Raw genomic sequence first — 24,102 nt, 5'->3', positions numbered from 1 at the left:
GTCCTCCTTTGCTGGTTGTTATCGTTGCCGATGCCAACCATCCCCTTTTCAAGGACAGGAGGGCGCCGCCGTTTCCCGCGACACCCGCGGTCGTACGCCATAGAAGCCGCTTCCGTAGGCAATACAACTCGGAGATGGAATTATCTGTAACTTGACTAACAGTGTTATATAATAGCGCGTGCTGTCTGTCAACCGGTAATACTGCCTGCTGTTGACTCAGCCAGATCGGTCCGTTATGGTCTGTTCGGAGGTGCTCTGGTGCGTGGACGGTTTGCATGGCAGCCGCAGTTGCAAGCGGCGGTGCCTGAAAGGGGAGAGTGCTATGAAGCGTATCCTGGTAACCTGTCTGGTGTTAGCCGCTGTATTGGCCGTGATACCGTCAGTGCAGGCAGCAACACCGCCCGGTGTGGGGCAGCAGCTGCCTGACTTCGAACTGCCGCTGCCCAAGGATGGCGCAGAGCGGAGCTACCTGGGATTGTCAAAGCGCCTGTTCTCCTTTGGCGGCGGCTCGTTCAGGGTGCCGGAGATAAAGGCTCAGGCGGTGGTCTTTCAGGTCTTCAGCATGTACTGCCCCCACTGCCAGAAGGATGCCCCGAACATGAATGCCTTTTACCATCTGGTTAACGGCAGTCAGCGGGCCCGCGACAGAGTCAAGATCATCGGTGTCGGCGCCGGTAACAACCCCTATGAGGTCGGCGTCTTCAAGAAAAAGTATCAGGTCCCGTTCCCGCTGTTTGCCGATGCCGACTTCGTCATTCACAAAAAGCTGGGCGATGTCCGCACCCCATACTTTATCGTGATCAGGATCATGCCGGATGGCAGCCACCGGGTGGTCTACTCCAAACTGGGCAGCTTTGGCGATCCAGCCCGTTTTCTTGATGCCGTACTGACCATGAGCGGTATCTGAAAGGAGTTGTATCATGCCTTTACCCTCCCGCCTGCTGCCGTGCCTCATGATTGGCGGTCTGCTGGCCATGGTCCCCGTCCCGGTCGCTGCACTTTCCGAGGCCTACAAGGACAATCTCTACGAAACCGGCATCCTCAAGCCGGTGGACAGCGTACTTACGGTCAAGGTCGGTGACCAGGCCCCTGATTTCAGCCTGAAGGCCGTCTCAGGCCAACAGATTGCCCTTGCCGACTACCGTGGCAAGAAGCATGTGGTACTCTCCTTCATCCCAGCGGCCTGGACGCCGGTCTGCTCGGACCAATGGCCGGGCTACAACATCGTCAAGGAACTGTTTGACGAGCATGACGCCGTGCTGCTCGGTATTTCAGTGGACAGTCTGGCGTCCCTGTTTTCCTGGACCAACCAGATGGGCACGCTCTGGTTTCCGGTGCTGTCTGATTTCTTTCCCCACGGGGCCACCGCAGCCAAGTTCGGCATTCTTCGCACGGACGGCACGGCCGAGCGGGCCCTGATTGTGATCGATAAGCAGGGGATCATCCGCTATATCGATGTTCACGATGTCAATAAACGTCCGCCGCTGGATGCCCTGGCGCGGGAATTGGAAAAGCTGTCGCAATGACCCGATCACACAAAGCCACCACCGTGGCCCACAAACCTGAACTGTTGGCCCCCTGCGGTTCCCTTGAGGCCTTTTTTGCTGCCATGGAATCCGGCGCCGATGCGGTCTATGCTGGCCTGAGGGAATTTTCGGCCCGGGCCCGGGCCAAGAACTTCACCCTGGGGCAGATGGAGCGGATGCTGGCCTATGCCCACCAGCGGGACCGCCGCATCTACATCACCCTCAATACCCTGGTCAAGGAGCAGGAGCTGCCGCAACTGGCCGAGACCCTGGCCGAGCTGGCCCGGCTACGGGTAGATGGCGTGATCGTGCAGGACATGGCCGTGGCCCGCATGGTGCGGCGGCATTTCCCCTCGATCCCGCTGCACGCCTCCACCCAGATGACGATCCATAACCTGGCCGGGGTGCAGCTGCTGGAAGAGCTGGGCTTTGAGCGGGTGGTGCTGGCCCGTGAACTGCAATTGGCCGATATCGCCTTGATCGCCGGACAGTGCACCGCCGAGCTGGAGATATTTGTGCATGGCGCGCTCTGTTTCTGCGTGTCGGGGCAGTGCCATTTTTCCTCTCTGCTGGGGGGCCATAGCGGCAATCGGGGCCGCTGCGCCCAGCCCTGCCGTCGCCTCTACAGCCACCGTAGCAAGGAGGGCTACTACTTCTCCCCCAACGATCTCTCCGCCATCGAGCTGGTGCCTGAGCTGGCGGCGGCCGGGGTCAGGTCGCTCAAGATCGAGGGCCGCATGAAATCGGCCGATTACGTCGCCAAGGTGGTGGCGGCCTACCGGCTGGTGCTGGATGCGCCTCCTGATGGCCAGAAGCAGGCCCTGGCCCTGGCCAAGGAACGTCTGAAGGATTCATTCGGTCGAGCACCCACCAAGGGTTTTCTGTCCTCGAAGGAGCCGAGCGATATCGCCAACCCGTGGTTGCGGGGCGGCACGGGACGTTTTACCGGCGAGGTCAAGCGGGTCGCTGCAGGCCGTATCAGTTTTGAAAGCCGCGACCCGTTGCAGGTGGGGGACCGGCTGCGGCTGCAGCCCAAGAGCGACATGGCCGGCCAGGCCTGGACCCTGCGGGAGCTGTACGTAGGGCGTAAAAAAGTGCCGGCTTGCAGCGCCCACGCCCAGGTGGAGGTGGCCTGTCCCTTTGAGGCCAAACCGGGTGACGCCCTGTTCAAGGTGGGCGCCCATGACGCCTTCGGTATGAGTGACGAGGCCGCCAACCGCAAACTGCAGGCCGCCGGTCCTGATCGGGCAGCGGTTTCGCTTGAACTGGCCTGTAACCAGCAGGGCCAGGACTGGACGTTGCAGATTACGGCCCAACTGGGGGCTGCCAGCTTCAACTACCAGTTCCCGCTAGGCGAGTTGGAGCCGGCCCGCAGCGCCGATATGGCTGGCGTGCTCAGGGCGCGCTTCAACGAGACCGGCGAGACCCCCTTTCAGTTGGCCCGTCTGACGGCCCCTGATTTTCCGGCGCTCTTTATCCCTCCGGCCAGGCTGAAGGAGATCCGCCGTGAGCTGTACCGTCGTCTGGAACAGGAGGGGGCCGGACAGCAGCGGCGGCTGATCGCCGAGGCCAAGGCCGGTGCCCTGGCCGAGCTGAAGGCTCACCAGCGGCCTGCTGCCCGAAGCGATCAGCGTGAAGAACTGCTGATCGTGGTGGACAGCCCGGCCGATGCCCGCTGGGCGCTGTCCCAGGCCGACCGGGTGGTGTTGCCGCTACGTCGGGCCACGGCCCACAGCCTGCCGCGCTATCTGTCCCGCCTGCGCGAGACGCCTGAGCGGGTGGTCTGGCAGTTGCCGTTTATGCTGTTCGAGGCCGATTACGCCTGGTACCGCGCCTTGGTGCAGCAGCTGCACGCAGAGGGCTTTCGGCAGTTCGAGGCCACCAACCACGGCCATCTCCCCTTGCTGCGGGGCCTGTCGGACCTGCGGCTGTCCAGTGGTTACCGCCTGTTTTCGCTCAACAGCCAGGCCCTGGTCGCCTGGCAGGAGCAGCAGGTGGAGCGGGCCACCCTCTATCTGGAGGATGACCGGGAGAATCTTGCTGCGCTGCTGGGGCGGGAGCTGCCGATCCAGCGCACCGTGACGGTCTATGCCCCGGTGGAGGTGATGACCACCCGTATCAGGATCAAGGAGGTCACCAGCGGTGCGCCGTTTCAGTCCGACCGCGGCGAAGGCTACAGCCTGAGGGGCCGGGATGGCCTGTCGGTGATCAGCGCCGCCACCCCCTTTTCTCTGTTGGGGCATCTGGCCGAGCTGCGTCGCATGGGTTGCCGCTCCTTCCAACTTGACCTGTCCGAAACCGAGCCCGGCAGCCGCGATACCGTACTGGCCGCCTTCCGCAGTGACCGTTTGCTTCCCGGCACCACCAGCTTCAACTACGAACGAGGTCTGGCATGAGACGTATGCTGCTGGCAGTCTGTATGCTCCTGCTCGGCCTGCCGGGTCTATCCTGCGGGGAGACGCTGCACGGCATGGTGCGGCAGGTCTACGACGGCGACACCCTGTTGCTGGTGGCCCGTCCCCAGGGGCAGCTCAAGGTGCGGCTGTACGGTATTGATGCCCCGGAGACCGCCAAGCGTGATCGACCGGGGCAGACCTACAGCAGCGTAGCCAAACGGGTGTTGATGTACAAACTGCTGGGCAAGGCGGTTACGGTGGAGGTGCGGGATCAGGATCAGTACGGACGGGTGGTGGGGGTAGTCAGGCTGACTGGGATGGATATCAACGCGGCCATGGTGGCCGAAGGACTGGCCTGGGCCTATCGTCATCATCTGGAAGGGGATTACGCCTCCGAGTATCTGCGTCTGGAGGATCGGGCGCGGCGGAGACGGATGGGGCTCTGGCAGCAGACCAACCCGCAGCCGCCCTGGGAGTTCAGACGCAGCGGCCAGGGCGGTCGTCGACGCTAGACGGTCTTCATCTGGCGGGAGAGTTCCAAGGCCCGCTTGATCCGGGAAACCACCCGCAGCGGTTGGACCGGTTTGGGGATAAAATCGATAAAGCCCGATTCCAGCGCCTTCTGCTCATCGTCGGTGGATGCCCTGCCGGTCAGCATGATCACCGGGGTCTCGGCGGTCATCGGATTGGCCTTGATGGCCCGCAGCAGACCGAAACCATCCAGTTTGGGCATGACGGAGTCGGTAATCACCAGCCGGGGGCGACGGGTCAGCACCAGCTTGAGCGCCTCCATCCCGTCTTCGGCCAGGACCACGTTGTAGCCCTCCTTGACCAGTGCTGCCTGCACCACGGTGGCCACCGTGGGGGAGTCTTCCACCACCAGGATCGTGTCACCGGCGTCAGGGTTGTAAGGGCTGTTCAGGTAGTGTCGGGCAATGGCGTCCAGCAGTTCGCGTCGGGTGGCCAGCACCGGCACCAACTGAAAGCCAGTGATCCGGGCAATCAGATCGCAGGTCTCGCTGTCAAACGGGTCGGACATGGCCACGGCCAGCTGAAACTCCTTCAGCATCAGCGGAAAGACCACCCGTTTCATCACGAACTCGGTGGGCAGCAGGTTGAGCAGCTCAGGGGCATAGCTGCGGCCGGCAAACTCCTTGACGGTCTTGAAGTTGAACTGCCGGCCCAGGGCGTCCACCAACTCCTGCTCGGTGATCACCCCCATCTCCTCCAGTACCTGTCCCAGCCGCTTGCCTTCCGTCTTGCCCCGTTCCAGGGCCCGCTCCAGGGTTGTTTCGCTGATCAGCTTGGCCTCGACCAGCAGGTCCCCCAGCTGTTTTTTGTGGCCCACATCAACAAACGGGCTGTTCTGGCGGATCAACGCCTCCATCAGCTCCTGTTCGGTGATCACGCCCATCTCTTCCAGCACCTGCCCCAGGCGTTTGTCAGTGCCGGCCTGGCGTTCCAGTGCACGCTGCAGCGTCTTTTTGCTGATCAGTTCGGTCTCTACCAGTATGTCGCCCAGCTGTTTTGCCATACCCGCCCCCGGCTCAGTTGATTGCTACTTCGGCACCTTTTCCCAGTCTTCCAGAAACTTCTTGATGCCGGCATCGGTCAGCGGGTGCTTGGAGAGCTGCAGCATGACCGAGTAGGGGATGGTGCAGATGTCGGCGCCGATCAGGGCCGAATTGAGCACATGGATCGGGTTGCGGATGCTGGCCACGATGATCTCGCTGGTGTAGCCATAGTTGTCAAAGATGGTGCGGATCTCTTCGATGATCCCCATGCCGTCCTGGGAGATGTCGTCCAGACGGCCCACAAAGGGGGAAACGTAGGTGGCGCCAGCCTTGGCAGCCAGCAGCGCCTGCAGCGGGGAGAAGATCAGGGTCACGTTGGTCTTGATCTTGAGCTTGGTCAGCTCCTTGGTGGCCTTGAGCCCTTCGGGCGTCATCGGCAGCTTGATCACGATGTTCTTGTGGATCTTGACCAGCTCTTTGGCCTCCTTGACCATCCCCTTGGCCTCCAGGGAGATCACCTCGGCCGAGATCGGGCCGTCCACGATGGCGGTGATCTCCTTGATCACATCCTTGAACTTGCGGCCAGACTTGGCGATCAGGGACGGGTTGGTGGTGACGCCGTCCACCAGGCCCAGCTCATGGGCTTCGCGGATCTCTTTCACATCTGCGGTGTCGATAAAGAACTTCATGGGTAAACCTCCAGGTTTGGATTAGGGTGTATGGTCAAGTTGTTCGCGAAATTTTTCCAGACAGGCCATGGAGCAGAAGTAGTGACGTTTGCCCTCCAGGGTGCCCACCACCGCGTCGTCACGGGAGAGGTAGACCCCGCAGACCGGATCTTGCACGGCATCTTCGCCTTTGATCCGTTGCGGCGGAGCCTCGGCCTTCGGTTTGGGCGCCAGTAGCGCCTTGACCACACGGTAGCCGATGTAAAACAGAAGTCCCATGAACAGCAGGCGCATTAAACCCATGACTTACTCCAGCGGGGCAACCCGCTCCTCCGATTGCAGCCCTGCCAGCAGGCTGCTGATGGTCTTCCCGCTCAACGGCTCCACCAGGTCCGGCGCGATTTCGGCCAACGGCTGCAGCACAAAACGGCGCAGTGCCAGCCGGGGGTGGGGCACGACCAGATCAGGCATGTGCAGAACCTGGTCACCGTACAGCAGCAGATCCAGATCCATGCGGCGTGATACCGGCGTGGTCGAGGCCGTGCGAGCGAATACCTGCTGCTCGATCCGTTGCAGTTCAGCTAACAGAGCGTGTGGCTCCAGTTCGGTCGTCAGTCTGAGCGCCCCGTTCAGAAAGGCGGGGGTGTCGTCCGGCATACCCACCGGGCTGGTCTCAAAAAAACGGGAAAGGGCCGTGACACGGCAACCGGGCAGACGGCCCAGTTCCGAAACGGCCCGCAACAGGTTCAGTTCCCGATCCCCCAGGTTGGAGCCAAGGGCGATGTAGGCGTCGGTTTCCACAGGGCAGAATTAAACCACACTACGCCAGGGGCGTCAACCGCCGGGCTGTCTGTTTTGTTGGCGCAGCTGGTCGCACTGAATGGCCAGGCAGCAGCCTTCGCACCGGGGGCGGGGCCGGCAGTGCTGTTTGCCGTGCTCCACGATCAGGGCGTGGAACTCGTTGAACAGGGCCGGGTCCTCCGGCAGCTGCTGCATGCAGAAGGAGCGCAGCGTTTCGTAGGCGATGGTCTCATCCACCAGCCCCAGGCGACTGAAGATGCGGCGGGTGTAGGCATCCACCACAAAACTGGGCTGGTTGGCGGCGTATAACAGTATCGAGTCGGCGGTCTCCGGACCGATGCCGTTGACGGCCAGCAGCCACGGGCGCAGCTGCCGCCAATCCTGCGCAAACAGTTGTTCAAGGTCGCCCTGGCATGCTTCCAGGACACAGCTGCAGAAGGACTGCAGGCGGCGGGCCTTGACGTTGAAGTAGCCGGCCGGACGGATCAGCGCGGCCAGCTGCTGCGACGGCAGCGCTGCGATGCCGGACAGGGTCAGGCAGTCGGCGGCCTTCAGGTTGGCAATCGCCTTTTCCACGTTGCCCCAGTTGGTGTTCTGGGTCAGGATCGCGCCGACGCAGACCTCGAAGGGGCTTTCGGCAGGCCACCAATCGCGATGGCCGTAGCGTTCCAGCAGCCGATCAAAGATCGTGGTCAGCATAGCATGGTCATGGGCTGGGCAGGCTGGCGCGCAGGCCGTCCGCCAGGCTGGGATAGCGCAGCGTGATGTCCAGCTCCGCCAGCATGCGTCGGTTGTCCACCACCCGCGATTCGACGAAGTAGGTAAACAGCAGGGGCGGCATCATCCGTTGGGCCTCTGCTAGGTCCACCTGGGGCTGGCGGGGCAGCCCCAAGGCATCAGCACAGGCGTTGAAGTAGGCGGTCATGCTGTAGGGCGCGCCGTCGCTGACGTTGTAGATCCCCTGGCCACGCTGGAGCGTTGCCAGGCAGACCTGCACCAGGTCGTCGACATGGATCCGGTTGGAGGGCTTGGCCAGTTCTTCCCGCAGCAGCGGCTGGCCCTGGGAGATCTGCATCAACGGCAGGCGGCCCGGTCCGTAGATGCCGGAGACCCGCAGGATCACCAGCGGGATGCCGTGGCGCTCGGCAAAGGCGCTGAACTGCTGCTCCGCATCCAGCCGCCGTTTACCCATGGCGGCGGTCGGTTGGGCCGGGCTGGTTTCATCGACCAGGGCCCCGGCGGTATCGCCGTAGACGCTGCTGGCGCTCAGGTAGATGATCCGTTCGGGCACCTGCTGGTCGCGCTCCAGTGCGGCCAGAAAGGTGCGGGTCCGCAGGTCGCTGCTGCCGCCTCCCTGAGGAGGGACGCTGTAGAGCAGGGTCTGTCCGGCCAGCGCCAAGGGGGGAATCTCATCCAGCTGGTCCATGTTGGCCAGAACGATGGTGCAGCCGGCCTGCGCCAGCGGGCCGGACTTGGCCTCGTCACGCAGCTGTGCGGTTACCTGCCAGCCCTGCTGCCGGGCCGCCAGGGCCACCCGTTGGCCGGTGTAGCCGCAACCGGCGATGAACAGTTGTTTCATGATGCGTTCTCCTGCGTCAGGCGTTGTTGTGTTGTCCGGCCTCCTTCCGTCAGCGGAATGATGCGGACCTTGATCAGCCCCTTGCCCCACAGGCCGATCTGCTGGGCAGCCTTGCGGGAGAGGTCGATCAGGTTTTTGGGGGCATGGCGGGGGTGGCAGCGGTCATTGATCCGCACTACCACATCCTGGCCGGTCCTGGGGTTCAGCACCCGCACCACCGTCCCCAGCGGCAGCGTGGCGTGGGCCGCAGTCAGCTTGTCGGGTTGGTAGCGTTCGCCGGAACTGGTGCGGCGGCCGATGAAGCGCGCGGCATAGTAGGTGGCCACGCCATCTCGGGGGTCCCGTGGGCTGCCCTGACGCACCAGCTGCTCCAGCTGTTCGTCGATCGAATCCGATTCTGGCAGGGCGGCAAAGCTATAACCGCCTGGCAAAAGCAGTGTCAGCACAGCCAGCAGGCAGCCAGTGCGCTGCAGGCGAGAGGTCGAGCGCATGTCAGCCCTTCAGGTAGGCGCGGATGCCATCCCGGAAGCGGATCGGCTCAAAACGGAAGGTGTCGCGCCAGGCACCGTCGCAGATGTTTTCCTCCAGCAGCATCTGCAGCTGGTCGCTGGTGATCGGGAAGGCGCTGAACCCTTGCAGGGCCTTGATCACCGGCTGCATCACAGCCAGCGGCAGGGCCGGCTTCCAGGGATGCCCTTTGCCCAGGGCTTCGGCAATGGCGTCCAGCAACTCCCGGTAGCTGAGTCGGTCCGCGCCGCACAGCTCATAGGTCTGTCCGGCGGTCTCCGGCCGCTCCAAGGCCTCGGCATAGCAGCGGGCCACGTCGTCGCCATGGATCGGTTGCAGCCGGTAGGCACCGTTCCCCATGGTGGGCATCAGCGGCGCCAGCCGCAGCTGGTCGGACAGCATGTTGACAAAGGCATCCCGGGGCCCGAAGATCAACGATGGCCGGAAGATGGTCCAGGCCAGGCCGCTGTCCCGTACCAGCTGCTCACCCCGCCATTTGGTACGGTGGTAGCCTGATACCGCCTCGGCACGGGTGCCCAGGGCCGACATCTGCAGGTAGCGCTGCACACCGCTGCGCTGCGCCGCGGCCACCATGCAGGCGGTGGCCTCCACGTGCAGTCGTTCGAAGGTGATCCCTCTAGCCGGAAACTCGCGGATGATCCCCACCAGGTTGATCACCGCATCGCAGCCGCTGACCGCTGGCTGGTAGCTTGCGGGATCGGTAACATCGCCCCTGACATAGCTGACGCCGGGCCGCTCAGCCGCAGGCGCCCCATGGGACAGCAGCACCAACTGGTGGCCGCGACGCAGCAGTTCGGCGGTCAGATGGCCGCCCACAAATCCGGTTGCCCCGGCGATGAAGATCTTCATGGTTGTTCCTCCGTATCCTCAGCAATCTCCTTGGGAAGAAAATTCTGCTTGCTGACTATACTTCTGCCCAGTTCCTTCTCTGTTTCCAGGCGGGCCGTACCAGCCACCCGGCCGCCCCGTTTGGCCACTTTTTTGTTGGCTTCAAAGCTCTCAGGTTTTTCAGTTTGAGAAATTTCCGTGGTTACCTTTTCACCCAACATGGTGAAGATCAGTTCCAGATCGGTCATGTGATCGCGCAGGTTGTCCTGGGGGCGGGTAAGTCGCTTGAACTGCTTATGCTCGGACAGTGTCATCCCAAAAGTGGCCTTGGCAATCTCGGCAGTCAGAATACTGAACTCCCGCTCGGTTGTGATACCCCGCTCCTGCCATTCATCGGTCAGGTTCTGGCGGATGGCAATGCCGCGCAGACGTTTATCAATCCAATCCTTGGGGTAGCCTTTCTGTTCGTACAGCTCTTTCATTCGCTGCTGGGCCAGCTCCGGGTTCTCGATCTCCTGTATCCGTTCATAGCCCACCTGAGCCAGCCAGCGTTTGAACGGTTCAGCCTTGGGGGACGGGATCGACTGGACGATGCGGAACATCCCCTCGGTGTTGGCGCAGTCGGTGGCGTATTTTTTCCCATCAGTAGCGGGTAGCTTCAGTTGTCGACAAATTGTCGATAACTCAACTCCTGATAATTTTTCGCGTTTTTTGATACGATACCAATAGTCTTTCGGATCAGCGCTGTCCGTCAAAACACCTACCACATCCACCACCGAAAACCACCATTCGCCATTGTGGATGATTTTCCGAATCTGTTTGCCCTCAAAGACAGCCAACTTGACGAGCTGCTGTGCAGTCATGGCGTGCCTCCTTTTGCAGAAGCGCCCTCCACCAGAGCGATCTCTTCATCCGTCAGGCCGTAGAGGGCATAGACCAGGCGATTGATCTCGGCCTCAAGCCGGGGGACTTCCGGGCTGTCGGGGGCATCCAAAATCTGCTGCACCCGTTCAATGATCGGAGCCTGCTGCTCTTCTGCTGCCTCTGGCACAGGAAACTGCTGGATATCGCTAATCATAATTTGCGGGAAGGTGTCTTCAGCAGAAATCTGGAATCTGCTTTTGAAATACCAGCCGATAAAGCGGGAATTGAGAATCCCCAAAAGGTACAAGTAGGATAGTTGCCGTTCTGGCTTGATTTTTAGAACATACAACAAAGTATTGCAGTAAGAGGTCTCCGGCACATAGCTGGCGATAAGCGTGTCAGCCACGATCTTACGAATCAGAATTTTTTCACCGATAAATTTCTGAGGATTTCTTGGCTCAGCTAGCCACGGTCCGTAGTGAAGCCAGTTGTCCTTTTGCCAAAACATCCGGTAACGGCCAACATGCTTACCGTCGTAAAACGGTAAGAAACTTTCATCTTTTTGGATGTTAGAGGTAAACGGCTTGCTGATACGAATCTCTTCAGTCTGAGGTGGTTTACCTTTGCCAACCTGATACGCTTTAATGCCATAAAACATTTCTGCCAGTTCGGCTATGCTGGGTAGCGTGGTTGCTAAGCGGTTCAACAGTGCATCAGCAGGGCCGCCAAGCTGGACATTGAAACTAGCTTGGGTATGCCATGAAACCGTATCAACAGCCGTAGCGTACTCAGGCAAATTAAGGTCTATCTGGCTGGCTTGTTTGGAAAAACTTTTAACCCGTACAGAGGTTTGATGAAACGCCTCAGTTGAAGCGGCTTTTTCGGAAAAAAGCAGGGTGGTGTCAACCGTGGCATCTTCAAAAACGCGGGACGGCAGTAACACCAGTTCTTGCAGTAATGAATGTTGCAACAGATGGCTTCGTAACGGTGCCGTAAAGCTCAGGTTCAAATAGGTGTCAGGAATGATAAAGCTGAACTGCCCTTGATGCTTCAATAGTGATAACGCTTTTTCGACAAAGAGAACATAGCTTTCTCCCCGTAGCGTGTAGGTCTGGTACCACTGCTTCAACTCTTTTGCCATGGCAACGCCATACGGCGGGTTACCGATCACTGCATCAAAGCCGATAAACTCTCCGGCATCGTCCAGCACTTCCGGGAACTCAAAGCGCCATTCAAAGGCGTTGCTGTACAACAACCGCTCTTTTTCCGCAAAGCGGGACTGCAGCACCTCCACCTCTTTCATCAATTTTTGCCGGACTTCCGTCCCCTTTTTATCAAAGGCAAAACCAAGCTGGGCCACTTCGTTTTCCTTTTTACGCAGGGCGATCAGATCCTTGTCGTTGGGTAGGCCGAAGTTCTCCAAGGAATGTTTCAGGTTCTCAATCTGCTTGCGTACTTCTGCCTTATTGCTGGGGGCATGTTTGTAGAAGAAGACCAGTTCACGGTATTTGTCGGCCAGCTCTTTCTGCTTCTTGCGTCCTGCTGCGGGGAGCGACGGCATACCGGCCAAGGCAAAACGGCTGACCAGCGAGTTGCCGCACTTGATGTTGATATCGATGTTGGGCAGGGTCTCTAACTGGTCGCTGTTGCGGTGGTAGTAGGCGTTTTTCAGCAGCTCGATCCAGAGCCGCAGACGGCAGATGGCCGCCGATTTGGGGTTGATATCCACCCCGAACAGGCAGTTTTCGATGATGGTCTCTTTTTCGTGAAACAGTGTCTCTTGTATCCGCTGCGATTCACTGTCCTCATACTGGTACTCAAAAATTTGATCATCAACCGTGACTATCAGTTCATCATTTTCAATGGTCAGGTCACAGCGCAGCAGCTTGCCGTCTCTGTCGGCCAGTATCCGCAGTTCGTTCTTGATGGCAATGATCTCGTTTAAGGCCGAAACCAGAAAATGGCCTGAACCCACAGCCGGGTCACAGATCTTTAAGGAGTTGACCAGGGTATTGGCCTCTTTGATCGACAGGCGCTGGCGAATGATCTCATTGTGCAGCTCCGCTAGATCGGCACAATTCAAACCATAGGCATCGTTGAATTTGTGCAGCACTGCCCGCCGCAGGGTCTCGCGGCAGATGTACATGGTGATGAAGCCGGGGGTAAAGAAGGAACCGTCGCGGTAACCGTTGATCTTTTCAAAGATCAGGCCCAGCACCGAGGCGTTGATGATGCTCTTGTTTTGCTCCTGAATATCGGCGTTGCCTTCTGCGCCGAAATCATAGGCATCCAGAAACTCAAACAGGTACGCCAGGGTGCTCATGCTGCCGCTTAATCGTTTGCCGTTACTTGCCTTGAGTACGGTTGAGCCGGACAATGGCAACTCCAGGCGGTTTTTCAGTTCGTTAATCCGGATGGTGCTGCGCTCAAGTTCACTCTCTTCAAACAGCGAGCTGTTCAGGTAGGGAATGGCACCAAACTTTTCCAGCACCGATTGGCTGCGCTCGTCAACCCGTACTGCCAGCACCTCAAAAAACAGCTCATTCAGCTCATCAAAATCAGTGATCCGGCTGCTATTAAGAAAGGCCTGGCTGCGGTCCCCTTTGTGATAGGTGATTAACTGGCCTTCCAGTAGCTTCAGAAACAGCAGGCGGTTCAGCCAGGTAATGCAGAGCTCAAGGGCAACGCTGAACTGCTGTTCGTCTGCATCAGCTCCGTACTGTTGCAGGTTGGTAAGGCCAGAGAGCCGCCCGCGGGTTTTAAGAATGTTACAGGCGTTTTCCAACAGAGAGCCATCGTCACGCTTGCCTTCCGGCTTGCGTTGAATCAGCTTTTTGCCCTTTTCCTTTACCTCTTCCAGGCCGATGATATGCAGCAGTTCACTGTAGAACTCTTTGTTCAGGGAGTTACTGTCGTTGGCAAAGGACTGTTTCAGCAGGTGTGGTGGTGAGAGTACCTTGTAGAGGGCGATCAGCTTGTTGTCTTCAGCCTTGGCTGGATTACGGACAATCCGCTCGTACTCTTTCAGATTGAAGTAGGTGCAGGGGAGATTTTCCAGTTCGCCTTCAACAAACGGCTTGAGGATTTCTTTGTAGAGCCACTCGGTTTTGTCACCGCTAAAGAGGCCGTTGCTCCACTTTTGATAACTTTCAACGAACTTCTTGTTCTGGAAGAACAGGCGCTCAAAATCAGCGGCATCAAAGATGTACCATTCATAGATATTGCAGACGATCAGACGCCGGACTTCCAGATTGCCCTTTGTGTAGCGTTCCTGCATGTAGTAATGCAGCAGTTCATGCAGCGCCTTGGTATTGGGCTTGTCGTGGGAGATCATTTCTGCGCTGTTGCCGGGTCGCTTTACCTCCAGCAGCACGCCAACATTGTCTTTAGAGCTTGTGCCGTTATGGATGACCAGATCGGTGCGACCGCTGGTGTTGATCTCGTGGGTCTGCTTGTACCAGGTGTCTTTTAAAAAGTCGGCAACGATATTTTTGAGGTGCTCTTCATGTTCATCTGTACCCGTACGGATACGCTCAAACATCCGGGCAAGGTTGGTGCGGAAAAGCTCGATTTGCTCCCGTTTGAGGCTCTGCTTGAGGTAGGCCTTGTTCAGAGATTTTGCAGGAGTTGAAAGTGTCAGTTTCATAATGCTCCAAACTTCTTTTAATGCGCCAGCCGCAGTGTCAGCCAGGCCACCACACCGTAACGGGCCAGTTTGCCCGTTGCCACCAACAGCAAAAACAGCAGCGGATTGATCCGCAACAAGCCCCCCACCAGACACAAGGGGTCACCCACCAGCGGCAGCCAGGAGAACAGCAGCGAGGCGGCTCCGTAGCGGCGGTACCAGGCTTCAGCCCGCTGGCGTTGCTGCTCGCTGATCCTGAACAGACGCTCAAGCAGCCAGCCTCCGCCGTAGCGCCCCACCGCCCAGGTGGTGCAGGCCCCCAGGGTGTTGCCCAGGGTGGCAACAGCGACCGTGGTGGCGGGTTGGTAGCCCTGGGTCAGCATCAGCGCCAACAGCCACTCCGAGCCCAGCGGCAGCAGGGAGGAAGCCAGCAGGCTGACGGCGAACAGGGCCGGGTAGCCGGGCTGGCGTAGCCAGTCTACAAGTGGGACGAAATATGTCGGAAACAGGTTGTCAAACAGGTCCACATCACGTACCCTTCGCCGTTGGAAACGGTAGTATAGCTGAAATTTTACTGCAGCAACAGGGGGCAGTCATGGCAGGACCCGGCAGCAAGACCCGAGGCAAGCCCGCTGGTCATTACACCCAGGCGGCGCGGCTGCATAACGTGATCCGCCTGATCGAATCCCGTCAGGGGGTGACCCTGGATGACCTGGTGGAAGAGACCGGGGTGGACCGGCGTACCGTGCACCGTGACCTGGCGGCGGTCCAGGAGGCCGGTTATCCGCTGGTGGCCGAATGGCAGGCCGGCAAGAAGGTCTACCGCTTCCTGACCCGCACCCGCCAGATTGCGCCGATAACCTTTACCCTGGATGAGCTGGTCTCGCTGCATCTGCTGCGCTCGCTGGCCGGCATGCTGCCGCCGCAGCCGTTCGGCAGCGAGATCGACGCCCTGTTCGCCAAGATTCACGCCGCCCTGCCCCCCCGTTCGGCAGCCCATCTGGAGCGGATCAGCCGGGTGGCCCTGCCCCGTCTGCAAGGTACGCGTGATTATTCAAACGCAGCTGAACTGCTGACGGAACTGCGCCGGGCACTCTTGTACCAGTACCGGGTCAAGCTGTCCTATGGCCGCAGCGGGAAGCCGCCGGCAGCGTACGAAGTTGACCCCTACACCTTGGTGCTGGCCAAGGGCGGCCTCTATTTGCTGGGCCACGCCCATAACCGCAACGCCATCCGCCTGTTTGCCGTGGAGCGGATCGCCGGCCTGACCGTCAGTCGTCAGCGCTTCGAGATACCGGACGATTTCGACCCCGAGGGCTGTTTCAGCGATGCCTTTGGTCTGGTCTCCGACCAACCGATGCAGGTCAAGGTCCGTTTTGACCAGGAGGTGGCCCAAACCGTGCGGGAACGGATCTGGCGGCCGGGGCAGCTGGTCAGTGATCTGCCGGACGGCGGGCTGCTGCTCTCCTTCGAGGCAGCCGGTACCCTGGAAATCCTGGCCTGGGTGCTGTCCTACGGCAGCCATGCCGAGCTGCTGGAACCGCCCGAACTGCGCCGGGAGCTGCGGCGGCAGATCAAGGGGATGCGCGAACACTACCGCAAAAAAGGAAAGGATTAGACGCAGGACGAACCATGAACGAAAACCAACTGGAAACCATCATCAGCGAGCGGATCCGCCAGCAGGGACGGATCACCTTCTGCGATTACATGGCCGCCTGTCTCTACGAGCCGGGTCTGGGCTACTACACCTCGCCGGGCCGCAAGGTGGGCACGGCCGGTGATTTTTATACCAGCATCACCGTGCATGCCGCCTTCGGCCGGGTGGTCGCCCGCGAGATCGCCCGGATGTGGCGTTCCCTGGGGCAGCCGGCCGGCTTCACCCTGGTGGAGGTGGGGGCCGGCCATGGCCGCCTGGCCTGCGACATCATGGATTTTCTGGCCCAGCGCGAGCCGGACTGCTACGCCGCCAGCACCCTGCTGCTGGTGGAGCAGGAGCCGACCCTGGCCGAGGCCCAAGCGGCACTGTTGTCGGCCCACGCGCAGAAACTGGGCTGGCGCAGTCCGGCTCAGTTGGCGGAACTGCGCTTCAGCGGCGTGGTGTACTCCAACGAACTGCTGGATGCCATGCCGGTGCACCGGGTGGTGATGACAGCCGAGGGCTTGCGGGAAATCTATGTGACCCTGCAGGGCGGGCAGCTGGCCGAACAGCTGGATCAACCCTCCACGCCACAGCTGGAGCAGTACCTGGCCCGTTACGGCACGCCGCTGCTGGTGGGGCAGGAGGCCGAGGTCTCCCTGGCTGGCCTGGTCTGGCTGGAGACGGTGGCTGCCGCCCTTGAGCGAGGCTTTGTGCTGACCATAGACTACGGCTTCCCCAAGGAAGAACTGTACACCCCCCGCCGTCGTCAGGGCACCCTGCTCTGCTATCACCAGCACCGGGTGGAGGATAATCCCTACATCCGCCTGGGACAGCAGGATATCACCACCCATATCAACTTCAGCGCCTTGATGGAGCGTGGCGAAGAGCTGGGGCTCACAACGGTCTGGTTCGGCGAGCAGTACCGTTTTCTGCTGTCGGCCGGCATGGTGGAAGAGTTCGAGGCGATCGAGCGCGCAGAGCTGAGCGAGGCCGATAAGCTCAAGGCCCGCCTGACCCTCAAACGGTTGATCATGCCGGAGGGCGGTATGGGCGACACCTTCCGGGTGCTGGTGCAATCGTGGGGGGTAGGGCAGCCGCAGCTGGGCTGTATCAAGGGGATTGGGCTGTGATGCTGCGCGGCGCTGAGATCAAGGCGATCGTGTTCGATCTGGATGGCACGCTGTATGTTTCAGAACCGTTCGAACAGGTGGTCTGGCAGTCGGCTGCCCGCTATGCCGGCGACCTGCTGGGAGTATCGGCCGATGAGGGCGGACGGCAGATAACAGCACTGCGGCAGCGTTTGAGCGAGGAACGGGGTACTCTGCAGACCCTGGCGGTGGCCATCGAGGTAATGGGCGGCACCGTGCCTGATCTGCACCGCCGTTTCGCCGCAGAGCTGGAACCGCACCACCACATCGAACCGGACCCCCGCGTCGGGCCGCTGGTCGAGTCCTTGCGGCAGCGTTACACCAGCTGGCTGTTGACCAACAACAACCGCACCCTGACCGACAAGATCCTGGCCACCCTGGGGTTGGAGTCGGCCTTTGAGCGGGTGATCACTATCAACGACACCTGGCGGCCCAAGCCGGACGAATCGGTGCTGGACGAGGTGCTGGAGGCGTTGGGTCATGGGCCTGAGCAGGTGCTGTTTGTGGGAGACCGTTACGATATCGACCTGCGGCTGCCGGCCGAGCGCGGTTGTCCGGTGTTGCTGACCAAGACGGTCGACGAACTGATGGCGCTCTCGGCGTTGCTATAGGCCGAATGGCATAGTTGTACCGCTGTTAACCTCACCTCGGTCTGCTTTCAGGCCATGCGACGCAGCGCATTAAACAAAATTATAAAACGTCGTTATCAAATAACTTGATTTTTTTGCGTGGGTTTGGTTTACTGCGCAACATCTGTATGCCACCGGTCAACACTGCGATCTTCCTTCTCCGTGGAGGTGTTACCCCATGTTTAACCTGCGTCTGACAGCCAAGGTGCTGTTCGCCATCGCCGTCACCCTTTCCATCGGCTTTGCCTGCCTGGGGGGCTTAAGCCTCTATCTATCCTACCATTCGATGCTTGATCTGCAGCGGGCCGCCACCCGTCAAGCCGCTGCCGATGTGGTTCATGACCTGATCGAGCTGAAGATGAAAGGCGATTTTGAGGCCTTTAACGGTTACGTGGCCGAGGTGGTCAAACGGGGCGGTGCGCTCAAGATTCAGCTGTTCCACGCCGACGGCAAACCGTACGGCGGCGGTGAAAATAGCGAGCTGATCAGGCAGGCGGTTGAAACCGGTGCACAGCGGGAGCAGAATGTTTCGCTGGATGGCAGATCTGCTCTGGTGCTGGCCACACCGCTGGTCAACGAGGCCCGCTGCAATGCCTGCCATGCCGCCGGTCCCAAGTACCTGGGCGGTCTGCAACTGACCACCTCACTGGAGGCCGGGGTGGCCAAGGCCAAACAGCTGGCCCTGATACTGACCGGCGTCGGGCTCTGTTTCTTTTTCCTGATCATCGGCGTGCTGTACCTGCTGATCTCGCGGCTGGTGGTGAGGCCGATCAAGGTGTTGTCCGGCCAGGTGGCCGAGATTGCCAAGGGCGAGGGCGACCTGACCAGGATTATCCCGATCGCCTCGCATGACGAGATCGGCATGCTGGGTGAGGAGGTCAACCATCTGACCCAGAAGATCCGCGAGATCATCGCCTCTCTGTATCAGCAGGCCTGTCTGATCGGTTCCAGTGTCTGCGAGCTGGCTGCCGGCACCGAACGGATGGTCAACGCATCCGAGACACAGAAAGAAGGGGCCGCTGCCGTGGCGGTGGCTGCCGAGGAGATGGCCCAGACCATCCATGGTGTGGCCGATAACACCCACCGCGCCGCCAACCTGTCCGGGCAGGTGGATAGTGCCGCCGACAGCGGCATGGCAGTGGTGCAGGAGACCTGCAGCTGCATGCGCAGCATCGCCGACAGCGTCCAGGAAACACTGCAGGGGATTCGCCAGCTGGAGGGCTCGTCCAACCAGATCGGCGATATGTTGAGCCTGATCGAGGATATTGCCGACCAGACCAACCTGCTGGCGTTGAATGCCGCCATTGAGGCGGCCCGTGCCGGTGAGGCCGGCCGTGGTTTTGCCGTGGTGGCCGATGAGGTGCGGGCCCTGGCCGAGAAGACCACCAAATCCACCCGCGAGATCGAGCGGATTGTGGCCTCGATCCAGCAGGAGAGTCAGCGGGCCGTGGGGCTGATCAACAGGGAGAGCGAACTGGTGCAGACCGGCCTGGCCCAGGCTGAGGATGCCCGCAGCCGGCTGGAGGCGATCCGCCAGCATGCCCATGAATCAAAGGAGATGATCGACCAGATTGCGGTGGCCAGCGAGGAACAGAGTGCCACCACCGGCGAGATCGCCGGCAAGATTCACCACGTCTCCGAAGTGGCCAGCGAGACCAACGCCATGATGCAGAAGAGCGCCGAGGCCTTCAGCCAGTTCTCACAGGTGGTTGAGCAGATCTACGGCACGGTCGGTAAATTCTCAGTGGGCAACTACCACGATCAGATCAAGGCCTACGTCAAAGAGTTGCACGATGGCGTGCAGCAGGTGATCGCTGAGGCCCTGCAGCGCGGCAGCATCAGCGAGGCCGACCTGTTTGACCGGGCCTACAAGCCCTATCCGCAAAAGACCGAGCCGCCCAAGTTCACTACCCGCTTTGACAGCTTCTTTGACCGGTCGGTGTCGCCGCTGCAGGAGTCGATCGTCAACCGGGACAGCAATGTGCTGTACGCAATCTGCTTCGACGACAAGGCCTATGTGCCGACCCACAACCAGCGCTACTGCAAGCCGCTGACCGGCAACCCCGAGCTGGACCGCAACAACAACCGCACCAAGCGGATCTTTAGCGACCATACCGGCAGCCGTTGCGCCTCCAACCTGGAGGGCATCCTGCTACAGACCTATCGCCGCGATACCGGTGAGATCCTGAACGACATCAGCCTGCCGATCTACATCAACGGCCGCCACTGGGGCGGCATCCGGATCGGTTACAAGGCGCCCTGCAGTTCGGTGGTCAACCTGTAGTCAGAAGCGTGCGAATAGCGGCGATCGCTGTCGACTGAGGCGGGGCTCTCGAAGAGGAGGGCCCCGCTTTTTGCTTTACTTCCCAGTCGGTTGCGCTAGAGTTGCTACAAACGCCAATTCACAGCTACTGCGCGGTTTCTGTTGCTGTGTTTTTGGTGGCCGATACCCACTATTCTGGTCAGACAAGATAGCCCAGGGAGACAACCATGACCGACCCCACCACTACCACCTCGACAACGGGCGATGATCCCCTTGATCGTGACTACCTGGAGCGTAACTACCTGGCCCTAGGCTGTGCCGATGTGCTGGTCGACGTGGTAGCCATGTATCTGGAGAGTGTGCCATACAAGCTGGCTGGACTGCAGGCTGCGCTGGCGGCCAGTGACAGTGCTGAATTTGCCAAGCTGATCCATGGCCTGAAGGGTGAATCGGGTTCGGTTGGCGCGCATCTGGTAACCGCACGGGCGGCGGTCCTTGAGCAGCACGCCCGCCAGGGCGATCTGGCCGCTTGCTCAAGCGGTATGCCGGAGCTGGAGCAGGAGCTGCAGCGGGCCATTGCCGTGCTGCAGCAGGAGTTTACGGGATGAATCAGTCAGCACAGCCGCTCAAGATCCTGTTTGCCGCCGCCGAGGCGGCGCCCTTTGCCAAGACCGGCGGTCTGGGAGAGGTGGTGGGCGATCTGCCCCGCTACCTGCAGCGGATGGGCCATGATGTGCGGGTGGTGCTGCCCCGCTATTACAGTATCGATCCACAGCGCTACGATCTGAAGCTGCTACCCGGCACACTGGTGGTGCCGATGGGGATCATCGGCGATATGTACTGCAGCGTCTGGGAGGGGCGGCTGCCCAAGAGCGAGGTGCCGGTCTATTTTCTGGAACATGACGGGCTCTACGGACGGGACGGCATTTACGGCGTCGACAACGTGGCCTTCATGGACAACGACAACCGTTATGTCTTTCTGTCCAAGGCGGCCCTGGAGCTGCCCAAACTGCTGGGCTGGCAGCCCGACATCCTGCACGCCCACGACTGGCACACCGCCGCCGTGCCGCTGCTGCTCAACACCAGCTACCGCAACGACCCACAGCTGGCTGACGCTGCCACGATCCTCACCATCCACAACATGCAGTATCAGGGTGAATTTTACCCCGGTTTGATGGAGGTGCTGGATGTGGGCTGGGATCAGTTTACCTTCCTCGGGTTGGAAAAGGATGATCAGGTTAATCTGCTCAAAGGAGGCATCTACCAGGCCACGCTACTGAACACCGTCAGCCAGGGCTACGCCCGCGAGATTCAGACGGCCGCCTTCGGATGGGGTTTGGAAGGGGTGCTGCGGGAACGGTCCGCCGACCTGTACGGTATCCTCAACGGGGTCGATTACGAGGAGTGGAATCCGGCCGCTGACCATTATCTGCCGGCCAGCTACAGCAGCGATGATCTGTCCGGCAAGGCGGTCTGCAAGCGGGCCCTGCAGCGACGATTCGGCCTGCCTGAGATCGATGTGCCGGTGTTCGGCGTGGTATCCCGCATGGTGGCCCAGAAGGGGACCGACCTGCTGGCCGAGGCGATCCACGAGATGCTCAAGCTGGATATCCAGCTGGTGGTGGTCGGCACCGGCGAGCCGTGGGCCCACTTCTTCTTTGGCGGTATGGCCCATCGGCATCCCGAACGGGTGGGCTGTTTCATCGGCTACGACAACGCCCTGGCCCACCTGGTGGAGGCCGGCAGCGATTTCTTTCTGATGCCATCGGCCTTTGAACCCTGCGGCCTGAACCAGATGTACTCGCTGGCTTACGGCACGCCACCGCTGGTGCGGGCCACCGGCGGCCTGGACGACAGCGTTGATAATTTTGACGAAGCCACCTTGACCGGTGACGGCTTCAAATTCTGGAGTCACACCGCAGCGGCCCTGTACGATACCGTGGGCTGGGCCACCTGGACCTACTACAACAATCAGCCCGGTCTGGCCGCCCTGCGCAAAAACGGCATGGCCAAGCGCTTTACCTGGCAGGCGGCGGCCCAGGCCTATGACCAGCTCTATCGCCAGGCGCTGAAGAGGAAGCGCGGTGCGTAGCAACGGTTACCTACAGCGCCTGCTGTTTGCCTGTCTTGCCCTCTGCCTGCTGTCCGCCCTCGTACCCAGCCCTGGTCTGGCCCAGACCCAACCGCCGCCACCCTATGCCAGCCATCCGTTGTTGCCCAGCGGCTACCGCTCGATCAAGGTCTTTGACCGTCAGAGCCGTTTTGTGGGCCGCCTGTTGCCGGAGACCCGCTACTGGGTCACTATCGACCGGATTCCGCTGTTTTTGCAACAGGCGGTGGTGGCGGTCGAGGATGCCCGTTTCTATGAGCACGGCGGCATCGATCTGCGCGGTATCGCCCGGGCTGCGGTCAAGGACGTGGTCAAGCGGCGGCTGGCGGAGGGCGGCTCCACCATCACCCAGCAGTTGATCAAGAACCGTTACCTGAGCGCCGAAAAGACCATCGACCGCAAGCTGAAGGAAGGGGTGATGGCGCTGGAGTACGAGAAGCAGTACACCAAGCGTCAGATCCTTGAGATGTACCTGAATGAGATCTATTACGGCAACGGCGCCTGGGGCATTGCCCAGGCAGCGCGGCTCTACTTTGACAAAAACCCCGAGCAGCTGAGCGATGCGGAATGTGCCCTGCTGGCCGGGGTGCCCAAGAATCCCGGTCGCTATAATCCGCTGGCGAAACCGGCCGAGGTTGCACAACGCCGGGCAGTGGTGCTGAAGCGGATGTCCGAGGTGGGGGTACTCACTGCCCGGCAGCTGCAGCAGGTACGCAGCCAAACGGTCGCTCCGGTGCCGCGCAACCAGGCCCCCTATTACCTGGCCCATCTGCGGGCACTACTGATTGGGCGCTACGGCAGCGCTATCATCGAACAGGGCGGGCTGGAACTGACGACCGCCCTGGATCTGCCGTTGCAGCTACAGGCCGAGCAGGTGATCAGTGAGGGAGTGCCCCGGATCGCACCGCAACTGCAGGGGGCCCTGGTGGCCCTTGACCCGGTCAGCGGCGACCTGCTGGCATTGGTTGGCGGGACCAACTTTGTCACCAGCCCCTATAACCGGGCTCTGCAGGCCCGTCGGCAGCCGGGCTCAGCCATCAAGCCGCTGTTGTACGCCTTTGCGCTGGAGAGCGGGGCTAGGGCAGGTGATGTCTGGAATGACGCACCGGTGTCCTATCCCAAGGACCATAATCAGACCTGGAAACCGCTCAACTATGATGGTAAAAGCCATGGCGACCTGAGTCTGCGTCAGGCCCTGGCGTCGTCCAACAACGTGATTGCAGTCAAATTGCTTGACGCAGTGGGGGTGAACGCCTTTAGCGATTTTAGTGCCGGACTGGGTCTGCCGTTGCACACGCAACATGACCTCTCACTGGCCCTGGGCACGGAAGAGGTCACCCTGCATGACCTGGCCCTGGCCTATGCGCCGTTGGCCAATGGCGGTAACCGTCCGCAGCCGCGCAGCATCATCCGCAGCTACAACAGCTACCACAAAAGCTGGGACGTGCGGCCGTCAGTCAGCACGCCGGTCATGTCGCCGGCAAATGCCTACATTACCACCCAGATGCTGAAAGATGTGCTGGTCAGTGGCACCGCCCGGTCGCTTAAACCATTCAGTCAGCAGTACCCGGCTGCCGGCAAGACCGGCACCACCAACGATTATCGCGACGCCTGGTTTATCGGTTACACGCCGCAGTTGGTGGCGGGGGTCTGGCTGGGCTACGATCAGCCTAAGCCTGGCGGCAAGGGCTTCACCGGTGGCGTGGTGGCGGCTCCGCTCTGGGAGCGGTTCATGCGGGCGGCCCTGGCGAACCGGCCGGTGGTCGATTTTGCCAAGCCGGACACGGTGGTGATGGTCAGCATCGATCCGGCCAGCGGCCTGTTGGCTGGCCTGGCCTGCCCCCGGCAGCGGGACGAGTATTTTGCCAGCGGCAACGAACCGGCCGAGTATTGCCCGCTGCACGGCAGCGAACCGGCGCCGGCATTGACAACAGCGCCAAACGGAGACTAGTCTGACGCAGGTGGTTCATCAGAGCCTCACCTG

22 protein-coding genes, 1 pseudogene and 1 riboswitch are annotated in these 24,102 nt (G+C 60.6%); of the genes and pseudogenes, 12 read left to right on the top strand and 11 right to left on the bottom strand.

The window, feature by feature from the left end; all coding sequences use genetic code 11:
• Window positions 1-24 precede the first annotated feature (24 nt).
• Window positions 25-146, bottom strand: a riboswitch (molybdenum cofactor riboswitch).
• A 176-nt stretch (window positions 147-322) separates the two neighbouring features.
• From RBQ93_RS05920 to RBQ93_RS05905, 4 genes are read left to right on the top strand one after another with little or no spacing between them, the layout of a single operon-like run.
• Window positions 323-907, top strand: coding sequence for a TlpA disulfide reductase family protein (locus tag RBQ93_RS05920; RefSeq protein WP_320371134.1), 585 nt, complete (start codon window positions 323-325; stop codon window positions 905-907).
• Window positions 908-920: 13 nt separating this feature from the next.
• Window positions 921-1,526: a redoxin domain-containing protein gene (locus tag RBQ93_RS05915; RefSeq protein ID WP_320371133.1), complete on the top strand. Its 606-nt coding sequence runs from the start codon at window positions 921-923 to the stop codon at window positions 1,524-1,526.
• A complete protein-coding gene (locus tag RBQ93_RS05910; protein ID WP_320371132.1) occupies window positions 1,523-3,922 on the top strand; it encodes a U32 family peptidase in 2,400 nt (799 codons plus the stop codon). The genes RBQ93_RS05915 and RBQ93_RS05910 overlap by 4 nt, the downstream gene beginning before the upstream one ends.
• A complete protein-coding gene (locus tag RBQ93_RS05905; protein WP_320371131.1) occupies window positions 3,919-4,434 on the top strand; it encodes a thermonuclease family protein in 516 nt (171 codons plus the stop codon). The genes RBQ93_RS05910 and RBQ93_RS05905 overlap by 4 nt, the downstream gene beginning before the upstream one ends.
• Here the strand turns inward: RBQ93_RS05905 and RBQ93_RS05900 are convergent.
• The 11 genes from RBQ93_RS05900 to RBQ93_RS05850 are packed head-to-tail and all read right to left on the bottom strand — an operon-like array spanning window position 4,431 to window position 14,856.
• Window positions 4,431-5,456, bottom strand: a complete 1,026-nt coding sequence (locus tag RBQ93_RS05900; RefSeq protein ID WP_320371130.1) for a response regulator — start codon at window positions 5,454-5,456, stop codon at window positions 4,431-4,433. The two genes, RBQ93_RS05905 and RBQ93_RS05900, sit on opposite strands and share 4 nt — an antisense overlap.
• Window positions 5,457-5,480: 24 nt before the next feature.
• Window positions 5,481-6,125 carry a fructose-6-phosphate aldolase gene (gene fsa / locus RBQ93_RS05895; protein ID WP_320371129.1) on the bottom strand — a complete coding sequence of 215 codons (645 nt, stop codon included), beginning with the start codon at window positions 6,123-6,125 and terminating at the stop codon, window positions 5,481-5,483.
• 21 nt (window positions 6,126-6,146) lie between these two features.
• Window positions 6,147-6,407: a YHS domain-containing protein gene (locus RBQ93_RS05890; RefSeq protein ID WP_320371128.1), complete on the bottom strand. Its 261-nt coding sequence runs from the start codon at window positions 6,405-6,407 to the stop codon at window positions 6,147-6,149.
• A 3-nt stretch (window positions 6,408-6,410) separates the two neighbouring features.
• Window positions 6,411-6,905, bottom strand: a complete 495-nt coding sequence (gene folK, locus RBQ93_RS05885) for a 2-amino-4-hydroxy-6-hydroxymethyldihydropteridine diphosphokinase (RefSeq protein ID WP_320371127.1) — start codon at window positions 6,903-6,905, stop codon at window positions 6,411-6,413.
• Window positions 6,906-6,938: 33 nt separating this feature from the next.
• Window positions 6,939-7,604, bottom strand: coding sequence for an endonuclease III domain-containing protein (locus tag RBQ93_RS05880; protein WP_320371125.1), 666 nt, complete (start codon window positions 7,602-7,604; stop codon window positions 6,939-6,941).
• Window positions 7,605-7,611: 7 nt separating this feature from the next.
• The gene (locus RBQ93_RS05875) at window positions 7,612-8,484 is read right to left on the bottom strand and encodes an SDR family oxidoreductase (RefSeq protein ID WP_320371124.1); all 873 of its coding nucleotides are present in this window, start codon (window positions 8,482-8,484) and stop codon (window positions 7,612-7,614) included.
• Window positions 8,481-8,975 (bottom strand): septal ring lytic transglycosylase RlpA family protein, encoded by a 495-nt coding sequence (locus RBQ93_RS05870; RefSeq protein ID WP_320371123.1) that lies wholly within the window; start codon window positions 8,973-8,975, stop codon window positions 8,481-8,483. The genes RBQ93_RS05875 and RBQ93_RS05870 overlap by 4 nt, the downstream gene beginning before the upstream one ends.
• Before the next feature lies 1 nt (window position 8,976).
• A complete protein-coding gene (locus RBQ93_RS05865) occupies window positions 8,977-9,861 on the bottom strand; it encodes a complex I NDUFA9 subunit family protein (protein WP_320371122.1) in 885 nt (294 codons plus the stop codon).
• Window positions 9,858-10,703 carry a Bro-N domain-containing protein gene (locus RBQ93_RS05860; RefSeq protein ID WP_320371121.1) on the bottom strand — a complete coding sequence of 282 codons (846 nt, stop codon included), beginning with the start codon at window positions 10,701-10,703 and terminating at the stop codon, window positions 9,858-9,860. The genes RBQ93_RS05865 and RBQ93_RS05860 overlap by 4 nt, the downstream gene beginning before the upstream one ends.
• The gene (locus tag RBQ93_RS05855; RefSeq protein ID WP_320371120.1) at window positions 10,700-14,350 is read right to left on the bottom strand and encodes an Eco57I restriction-modification methylase domain-containing protein; all 3,651 of its coding nucleotides are present in this window, start codon (window positions 14,348-14,350) and stop codon (window positions 10,700-10,702) included. Before RBQ93_RS05855 ends, RBQ93_RS05860 begins: the two co-directional genes overlap by 4 nt.
• Before the next feature lie 17 nt (window positions 14,351-14,367).
• Window positions 14,368-14,856 carry a YqaA family protein gene (locus tag RBQ93_RS05850; RefSeq protein ID WP_320371119.1) on the bottom strand — a complete coding sequence of 163 codons (489 nt, stop codon included), beginning with the start codon at window positions 14,854-14,856 and terminating at the stop codon, window positions 14,368-14,370.
• A 68-nt stretch (window positions 14,857-14,924) separates the two neighbouring features.
• Between RBQ93_RS05850 and RBQ93_RS05845 the strand changes: the two genes are divergently transcribed.
• The 8 genes and pseudogenes from RBQ93_RS05845 to RBQ93_RS05815 all read left to right on the top strand — a co-directional run bounded on the left by RBQ93_RS05845 (window position 14,925) and on the right by RBQ93_RS05815 (window position 24,069).
• Window positions 14,925-15,947: a helix-turn-helix transcriptional regulator gene (locus RBQ93_RS05845; protein ID WP_320371118.1), complete on the top strand. Its 1,023-nt coding sequence runs from the start codon at window positions 14,925-14,927 to the stop codon at window positions 15,945-15,947.
• A 14-nt stretch (window positions 15,948-15,961) separates the two neighbouring features.
• Window positions 15,962-17,098 carry a class I SAM-dependent methyltransferase gene (locus tag RBQ93_RS05840; RefSeq protein ID WP_320371117.1) on the top strand — a complete coding sequence of 379 codons (1,137 nt, stop codon included), beginning with the start codon at window positions 15,962-15,964 and terminating at the stop codon, window positions 17,096-17,098.
• Complete coding sequence (locus tag RBQ93_RS05835) at window positions 17,098-17,727, top strand: HAD family hydrolase (RefSeq protein ID WP_320371116.1); 630 nt, start codon at window positions 17,098-17,100, stop codon at window positions 17,725-17,727. Before RBQ93_RS05840 ends, RBQ93_RS05835 begins: the two co-directional genes overlap by 1 nt.
• Window positions 17,728-17,923: 196 nt before the next feature.
• Window positions 17,924-18,640: pseudogene (locus RBQ93_RS12430) on the top strand (HAMP domain-containing protein); the annotation flags it as partial.
• Between the two features lie 87 nt (window positions 18,641-18,727).
• Window positions 18,728-20,029: a methyl-accepting chemotaxis protein gene (locus RBQ93_RS12425; protein ID WP_413818360.1), complete on the top strand. Its 1,302-nt coding sequence runs from the start codon at window positions 18,728-18,730 to the stop codon at window positions 20,027-20,029.
• A 206-nt stretch (window positions 20,030-20,235) separates the two neighbouring features.
• Entirely contained in the window at window positions 20,236-20,616 is a 381-nt protein-coding gene (locus RBQ93_RS05825) for an Hpt domain-containing protein (protein ID WP_320371114.1), read from the top strand.
• Window positions 20,613-22,100, top strand: a complete 1,488-nt coding sequence (locus RBQ93_RS05820; RefSeq protein WP_320371113.1) for a glycogen/starch synthase — start codon at window positions 20,613-20,615, stop codon at window positions 22,098-22,100. Before RBQ93_RS05825 ends, RBQ93_RS05820 begins: the two co-directional genes overlap by 4 nt.
• Window positions 22,093-24,069, top strand: a complete 1,977-nt coding sequence (locus tag RBQ93_RS05815) for a transglycosylase domain-containing protein (RefSeq protein ID WP_413818357.1) — start codon at window positions 22,093-22,095, stop codon at window positions 24,067-24,069. Before RBQ93_RS05820 ends, RBQ93_RS05815 begins: the two co-directional genes overlap by 8 nt.
• The last annotated feature ends 33 nt before the right edge of the window (window positions 24,070-24,102 follow it).

The sequence above is a fragment of the Trichlorobacter sp. genome, from assembly GCF_034008105.1.
Lineage (GTDB): Bacteria > Desulfobacterota > Desulfuromonadia > Geobacterales > Pseudopelobacteraceae > Trichlorobacter.
The sequence above is the reverse complement of the archived record's forward strand: the minus strand, read 5'-3'. Positions and strand labels throughout refer to the sequence as shown.